At 57.1% G+C, this 7,663-nt stretch carries 7 protein-coding genes; 3 read left to right on the top strand and 4 right to left on the bottom strand.

The window, feature by feature from the left end:
• Positions 1-253 precede the first annotated feature (253 nt).
• Together msrQ and msrP are read right to left on the bottom strand one after the other, a co-directional pair.
• A complete protein-coding gene (msrQ, locus tag ACR0M9_RS15245; protein ID WP_480587089.1) occupies positions 254-868 on the bottom strand; it encodes a protein-methionine-sulfoxide reductase heme-binding subunit MsrQ in 615 nt (204 codons plus the stop codon).
• 4 nt (positions 869-872) lie between these two features.
• Positions 873-1,775: a protein-methionine-sulfoxide reductase catalytic subunit MsrP gene (gene msrP / locus ACR0M9_RS15240; protein WP_480539374.1), complete on the bottom strand. Its 903-nt coding sequence runs from the start codon at positions 1,773-1,775 to the stop codon at positions 873-875.
• Between the two features lie 379 nt (positions 1,776-2,154).
• Between msrP and ACR0M9_RS15235 the strand changes: the two genes are divergently transcribed.
• Positions 2,155-2,970: a cyclase family protein gene (locus ACR0M9_RS15235; RefSeq protein WP_480774006.1), complete on the top strand. Its 816-nt coding sequence runs from the start codon at positions 2,155-2,157 to the stop codon at positions 2,968-2,970.
• Between the two features lie 97 nt (positions 2,971-3,067).
• Positions 3,068-3,691: a class I SAM-dependent methyltransferase gene (locus ACR0M9_RS15230; RefSeq protein ID WP_480483959.1), complete on the top strand. Its 624-nt coding sequence runs from the start codon at positions 3,068-3,070 to the stop codon at positions 3,689-3,691.
• A gap of 52 nt (positions 3,692-3,743) precedes the next feature.
• Here ACR0M9_RS15230 and clpB read toward each other — a convergent pair whose 3' ends face one another.
• Both clpB and ACR0M9_RS15220 read right to left on the bottom strand, forming a co-directional pair.
• Positions 3,744-6,362 carry an ATP-dependent chaperone ClpB gene (gene clpB / locus ACR0M9_RS15225; protein ID WP_480774005.1) on the bottom strand — a complete coding sequence of 873 codons (2,619 nt, stop codon included), beginning with the start codon at positions 6,360-6,362 and terminating at the stop codon, positions 3,744-3,746.
• 125 nt (positions 6,363-6,487) lie between these two features.
• On the bottom strand, positions 6,488-6,805 hold the full coding sequence (locus ACR0M9_RS15220) for a hypothetical protein (RefSeq protein WP_209599181.1): 318 nt from the start codon (positions 6,803-6,805) through the stop codon (positions 6,488-6,490).
• A 140-nt stretch (positions 6,806-6,945) separates the two neighbouring features.
• Between ACR0M9_RS15220 and pyrF the strand changes: the two genes are divergently transcribed.
• Entirely contained in the window at positions 6,946-7,650 is a 705-nt protein-coding gene (pyrF, locus tag ACR0M9_RS15215; RefSeq protein ID WP_480774004.1) for an orotidine-5'-phosphate decarboxylase, read from the top strand.
• The last annotated feature ends 13 nt before the right edge of the window (positions 7,651-7,663 follow it).

Here is a 7,663-nt window from a genome sequence, read left to right as displayed (position 1 = left end):
TCAACCGTCTTTCCAGTCCGTCAGGCCAACCTCAGTTGCGCCGGTGAAGGGGGTTCTAAGTATTACTCTCAAAACCCGCAAGCGGAAAATGCACGAAAACAAAAGAAAATGCCGATTTCAAAAATAATTATTTATTTTCAACATGTTAACCATTCACAATCAGGCGGAAGCGCGCCGGAATCGTCGAAAACACAGATGGGGTTCCGCACTTTATCGCCTTGTTTACAATGTTACTCACAGACTCGCTTCCGAGTCAGGCAGAATCTGCTGTGTTGGACTGGAGTGACAGGCTTGGAATCGGCAACCTAAGGGCAAGAAGGATGACTATAGCTGCCAAATAGATCAGCGGCTCGATCTGAAACCCTTTTGCCAGCATCACGTAATGCAGGCCGCCCAGCAAAGCGGCCGGGTACACCAGCCAATGCAGCCTGCGCCAACGCGGCCCCAGTCGGCGCACCGACCAGTTGTTGGATGTTGCCGTCAGAGGCAACAGCAAAAGAAACGCCCCAATTCCAACGGTAATATAAGGACGCTTGAGGATATCCGCCCAAATCTGGCTGGGAAGCTGAACGTCCAGAACCAGCCAGACAAGGAGATGCAGGCTGACATATACAAAAGTCAGCACCCCAATGGCCCGACGGAACTTCACCAGGTTCAAGCCCACAAATCGGCGCAAGGATGTGATGGCCAGCCCGGCAATCAGCAACTGTAAAGCCAGTTCGCCGTAGCGGTGTTCCAGCGCCTCAATCGGTTCGATTCCCAAACCGCCAGTCAGGCCAAGATAGAACAGCCAGGGCGCGGGCAGCGCGCCCATCAGATAAACGGCCCATACCGGAATACGCCGGAGTGTCTGATTGATGGCCTGCATGATTCTAGTAGTTCCTGGCCAAATCCATACCTTCATAAAGGCTGGCGACCTCTTCTTCATAACCGTTGAACATCAGCGTCGGTTTGCGCGAGGCAAACAGGCCGCCGCCGATTTCACGTTCGGAGGCTTGCGACCAGCGCGGATGATCAACGTTCGGGTTTACATTACTATAAAAACCGTATTCTCGCGAATTGGCCATATTCCAACTCGTGGGCGGCTCTTCTTCAACAAGCGTGATCCGGACAATCGATTTGATCGATTTGAACCCGTATTTCCACGGCACCACCAGACGCAATGGCGCGCCGTTCTGATTTGGAATCGGCTTGTCATAGATACCAGTGGCCATGATCGTCAGCGGATGCATCGCCTCGTCCAGGCGCAAACCCTCGCGATAGGGCCATTCCAGAATGGGATAGCGCGTTCCCGGCATCTCATCCGGGCGGTGGGCCGTTTCGAACGCTACGTATTTCGCGCCGTCTTTCACCCCCGCCATTTTCAGAAGATCGGCCAGTTCGAACCCGTTCCATGGTACGACCATCGACCAGGCTTCAACGCAACGGAAGCGATAGATGCGTTCTTCGATCGTCATCTCGGACAGGATGTCCTTGAAATCATACTCACCAGGACGATCGACCAGACCGTCAATCTTTACGCTCCAGGGTTCGGTCACCAGCGTATGCGCATATTTCGCCGGGTCATCTTTTCCGGTCCCGAACTCATAATAATTGTTGTAACTCGTGATCTCATCCCAGGTGTTCGGCTCCAGCGCATCCTGCGCCGCAGCTGGTTGGCCCATTGCCGCCACACCAACACCCGCCATCCCGGCCATGACCTGCCGACGGTTCAGGAAGGACGCCCGTGGGGTGACGTCGGCATGTGTTAATGTATTGGTCCAGCGATGCGCCATCTAGGTCTCCGTCGTATTTGTTTGTCATTACAGACTTAGGGTGCTGATAGCACAGACCCATGGAAACAGGCGTCACGTTTGAGCGACGTGATTGTAACGTTCCGAGTGGCGACAGGCCCAGACAGGCGGATTGTGCCGCGCTCTGCCCGCTTTCAGCGGTTGTCACGACCTGAGCCAACTCTCAGTGCTCGAACATTTCGTTGGGGATATACGATTCACTCAGAGCTGGCTCTGAACGGAGGGCAACAGCCGGGTTGTCTGCCTGCAGTCTTTACAACTGCGGGTCCAAAACTGCACTCTGTCAGACAGGCACCATACGCGATCAACAGTGTGGCGGGCCTGTTTTTGCAGCCGCGTGGCCGCAATGGGAGGACGAAAAATGTGTGATATCTGTGTAATGAACGCCGTAAAAGACAGGATGCTGTCCCGGCGCGGGTTCTTCAAAGCCGCGGCGGCATCGGGTGTTGCGGCTGCCGCAACCAGGGCTATGGCACCGGCCGCACTGGCCGCGGGGCATGGCGGTGTCCAAGACATGACCCACACGCTCAGCCCGGAGTTCCCGACCTGGGGCGGAGAGCCGGGTATCTCGGCCGAACAGGCATTCAATTTCGCGGAGCACGGATTCAATCTGTTCAATTTGTCAATCAATGAGCATACGGGCACGCATATAGATGCCCCGCTGCACTTTTCTGCGGATGGGGCTTCGGTCGATGAAATCCCGGTTTCAGATCTGGTCGCACCACTTTGCGTGGTCGATATCGCTGCCCGCGCAGCAGAAGACGCCGATACGCGTTTAACCCCTGATGACCTGAAAGCCTGGATAGCCACCAATGGCGATATACCAGACGGCGCTTGTGTCGCCATGCACTCTGGGTGGGCTGGCAAAACGGCAACGGACGCGTTCCGCAATTTCGACGGTGAAGCGCAGCATTACCCGGGCTTTCACGTTGAAGCTGCGCAGATGCTGATGGAGGAAACCGGAGCCCGGTCTATTGCCGTTGACACCTTGTCACTGGATCACGGCATGTCTGCGGATTTCGCCACCCATTATGCCTGGTTGCCATCCGGCCGGTTCGGGATCGAATGCCTGGCCAATCTGGATCAGGTACCCGCGTCAGGCGCAACACTTGTTATTGGCGCACCGAAACACGCAGGCGGCACCGGAGGTCCGGCGCGGATACTTGCGCTGATCTGATGAAACTGACGTTTGGCGAAACTGGCCCGCTTTCTTCAGTGGGTCAGTTTCCATCTGCGCATTCCATGAGTGGTAGGCACTGAGAGCAAGCCAGCCAATGGGCAAGACCAAGTCTGACACCACACGGCGCTATGATACCGCTGCACCAAAATGGCGGGATAAGATGCGTGCCCTTGGTTATTACGATGCGTATCTTGGTTTTCTGTCAGCAAGTCAGCGCGCGACAGAGCAAAACAGTCGGGTTGTTGATATCGGTGCCGGGACGGCCTCGTTTGCAGAAGCCTGGGTTGCTACTCATGGATCATCTGCCGAAGTAACCCTTCTCGAACCCAGTCAAGCCATGTTGAAACACGGTCAAAGCGCGTTACAGGCGCGGGGTATCGAGCCAAGACTTGTGCAGGGCATGTTAGGCTCTGTCGTTCTGGAACCCGCTGATGTGGCACTGGCTGCGCATGTCATCGAACACTGCCCCGATCCGTTGCGCGCACTTGAGCAGATTCACGATTTGATGCACCCTGATGGTCGATTGTATCTGGTGGTGTCCAAGCCGCATTGGTGCAATGCGATTATCTGGCTGCAATGGCGACATCGCACATTCGCCAGAGAAGAGATTCTGGGACTACTGGACAAAGCTGGATTCGAATGTGAAGGCGAGCACTCATTTCCCGCAGGCCCACCGTCCCGGACAAGCCAGGGAATTTTAGCGCGTCGAAGAGCGTAGATTCAGACGAAGAAGACCCGCCAATGCGGCGGGTCTTCCGTTCGTTCCTAAATCAATGCACCACTGCATCATCCGGGCGGGGCCGTTCTGACGTCCCCAACCGGTCACCGATGATCAAGCCATCAGCCCCGGCGGTGACCGGGACAACCTCACCATCCTTGATCTCACCGGCCAACAGCGCTTCGGCCAGCGGGTTCTGCAGGGCGCGCTGAATCACGCGTTTCAGCGGGCGGGCTCCGAAGACAGGGTCATAGCCTTCATTGGCCAGCCATTCCTTGGCACCATCGTCCAGGGCCAGTTCGATCTTGCGGGCCGCCAGGCGCTTTTGCAGACGCGCCATCTGGATATCGACGATGCCATCCATATCGGCCCGCTTGAGGCGGTCAAAGATGATCGTTTCGTCCAGACGGTTCAGGAACTCGGGCCGGAAATGTGCCCGCACCGCATCCATCACGTCACGGCGTGCCTGCGCGCTGTCCGCGCCATCGGGCAACTGGCTGAGCGCCTGAGACCCAAGGTTCGACGTCAGGATGATCAGCGTCTGCTTGAAGTCCACGGTGCGGCCCTGACCATCGGTCAGAACCCCATCATCCAGAACCTGCAACAGCACGTTGAACACATCCGGGTGCGCCTTTTCAACCTCGTCAAACAGCACGACCTGATAGGGCCTGCGCCGCACGGCTTCGGTCAGCACACCGCCTTCGTCATAACCGACATAGCCCGGAGGAGCCCCGATCAGACGGGCAACCGCGTGTTTCTCCATGAACTCGGACATATCGATACGCACCATCGCATTGTCGTCATCGAACAGGAAATTCGCCACGGCCTTGGTCAGCTCGGTCTTACCCACGCCGGTTGGTCCAAGGAACAGGAACGATCCCAGCGGACGGCCTTCGTCATTCAGACCCGCACGTGCACGGCGCACGGCGTTGGCGACAGCAGTCACCGCTGCATCCTGACCGATCACGCGGGAATGCAGAGCGTCTTCCATCCGCAGCAGCTTCTCGCGCTCACCTTCCAGCATTTTCGAGGTCGGGATACCGGTCCAACGCTCGACCACCGAAGCGATCTGTTCCGGGCGCACCGTTTCCTCAGCCATCATGGCGTTGCTTTCGGCGTTTTCGGCCTCGGTCAGCTTTTTCTCAAGTTCGGGGATGACGCCGTAAGACAGCTCACCTGCCTTCGCCAGATTGCCTTCACGCTTGGCGATCTCCAGATCAGCCCGCGCTTTGTCGAGCTGTTCCTTCAGGTCACGGGCACCCGCCAGTTTATCGCGTTCGGCCTGCCACTGAGCGGTCATCTCGGCGGATCGTTCCTGCAAATCGGCCAGGTCCTTTTGCAAGGTTTCCAGACGGTCCTTCGAGGCCGCGTCATCTTCAAGCTTCAGCGCCTCTTCCTCGATCTGCATCTGCAGGATGTTCCGGTCGAGTTGATCGAGTTCCTCGGGCTTGCTGTCGACCTCCATCCGCAGACGCGATGCCGCCTCGTCGACAAGGTCGATGGCTTTGTCGGGCAGAAAGCGGTCAGTGATATAGCGGTGCGATAGGGTCGCCGCTGAAACAAGCGCTGAATCCGAGATACGCACACCGTGGTGCAGTTCGTACTTTTCCTTGATGCCGCGCAGGATGCTGATCGTATCTTCGACCGTCGGCTCCTGTACCATTACAGGCTGGAACCGGCGCGCAAGGGCAGCGTCTTTTTCCACGTATTTGCGGTACTCGTCCAGCGTGGTCGCACCAATACAATGCAACTCGCCCCGGGCAAGCGCAGGCTTGATCAGGTTGGCCGCATCCATTGCACCATCAGACTTCCCGGCACCGACCAACGTGTGCATCTCGTCGATGAACAGGATGATTTCACCCGCAGCTTCAGTCACTTCGGTCAGAACGGCCTTGAGGCGTTCTTCGAACTCACCACGGTATTTCGCACCAGCAATCAACGCGCCCATGTCGAGCGCCAGCAGCTTCTTGTCCTTCAGCGATTCCGGCACATCGCCGTTAACGATGCGCAGGGCCATGCCCTCGGCAATCGCGGTCTTACCGACGCCGGGTTCACCGATCAGAACCGGGTTGTTCTTGGTGCGACGCGACAGAACCTGCATCGAGCGGCGGATTTCTTCATCCCGACCGATGATCGGATCAATTTTGCCTTCGGCCGCAGCCTCGGTCAGGTCACGTGCGTATTTCTTGAGCGCGTCATAACCTTCTTCCGCCGACGCGCTGTCAGCGGTGCGACCCTTGCGAATGTCGTTGATCGCCTCATTCAGCTTTTGCGCTGATACGGCTCCGGCGTCCAATGCATCCTTGGCCTTGGACTTCACCATGCACAGCGCCATCAACACGCGTTCGACCGGCACGAAACTGTCGCCCGCCTTTGATGCCAACTTTGCAGCCTCGTCCAGTACTTTGGCGGTCTGGCCGTCCATGTAGATCTGGCTCGCGTCGCCGCTGACCTTGGGGATTTTCCCCATCGCGGTGTCCAGCGCTTCAACCACGCGGTTCGGGGCCCCACCCGCGCGCGTGATCAGGTTGCTGGCCAACCCCTGATCGTCATCCATCAGTGCTTTGAGTATATGCGTAGGCTCCAGCCTCTGGTGCCCCTCGCGCAGCGCAATGGTTTGCGCTGCCTGCACGAATCCCCGTGCCCGCTCGGTGAACTTGTTCAAGTCCATGATATTCTCCTTTTCCAAGCGCCCCGTTTTGACATGCCCGCCTGGCAGCACATGTCGGTCGAAGCCTCACATTCAATCTGGGAAATATCTTCAGTGGTTCAAGAGGCTAAAACACAGAAATCGACCTATTCGCGCTGGATGGTATAGACTGAATAACCACCGGTCTCGGCGACCTGAACGGCACCCAGATCATTCACCAAAGATTGGGCTGCCGCACTTCCCGTCGGGCAAGAAACCAGATCTGCCGTATGGTCCAGGAAATTGCCGGTAAACGCCGTTTCACCAGTAAGTTGACACCAATCATCCTCGGACCTGTAACCACCAACCAAACGCAAATCGTCATTGGTCGGCACAGGTGCAGCCCCTGTATCCGTCTCCTCGGGCGGCGTTTCATTACATGCGGCCAGTGCAATCAACGCGCCCAACAAAACCAGCTTTTTCATTTGTCGCCCCTTATTTTGAATTCGAGTTTTCAATACAGAGCACGATAACACGATTTGAAGCTGCCTGCGCGGCTTAGCAGATGGACAGAGCGGCCCGAAGCCGCTAGGACGCAGACGTTTGCCAAAAAGGAGCGCCCCCCATGTCTGATGACCGCCTGATCGTAGCCCTTGATGTTCCCAACGCTCTGCAAGGGTTGGCCATGGCAGAACGTTTGGGGGACAGTGTTTCTTTCTATAAGATCGGGCTGGGTATGCTGACCGGTGGCGGGCTGGCATTGGCCAACGAACTGAAACAGGATCACGGCAAGCGCATCTTCCTGGATATGAAGTTATTCGACATTGGCAACACAGTTGAAAATGCCGTGCGGGGATTGGCGCAATTCGATCTGGATTTTCTGACCGTGCATGGTGACCCTCATGTGGTGCGCGCTGCCAAAGAAGGTGCTGCGGGTAAAGACCTGAAGATCCTCGCCGTGACCATCCTGACCTCGCTGAACCGCGACGATCTGGACGCAAGCCTTCTGAGATCCGGTGATGTGCAGGACTTGGTCGTTGAGCGCGCGGCCAAAGCCTTTGAAGCCGGTGCTGATGGCGTTATCGCCAGCCCGCAGGAAGCCGCTCTGATCCGCGTTCTGCCTCAGGCTGAAGGTCGTCTGATCGTAACCCCTGGTGTGCGCCCTGCTGGCGCAGCGCTTGGCGACCAGAAACGTGTAGCCACCCCGGCAAGCGCCATTCAGGAAGGCGCAGATCACATCGTTGTCGGCCGCCCGATTTATCAGGCAAAAGACCCAAAAGCCGCTGCTGAGGCTGTTCTTTCCGAACTAAATTCTCTGAAGGTCAGCTAAAACCGCTCGGTTC

The organism is Ruegeria sp. CH2 (assembly GCF_056537065.1).
Note: the sequence above shows the minus strand (reverse complement) of the source record. Positions and strands in the feature narration are given on the sequence as shown.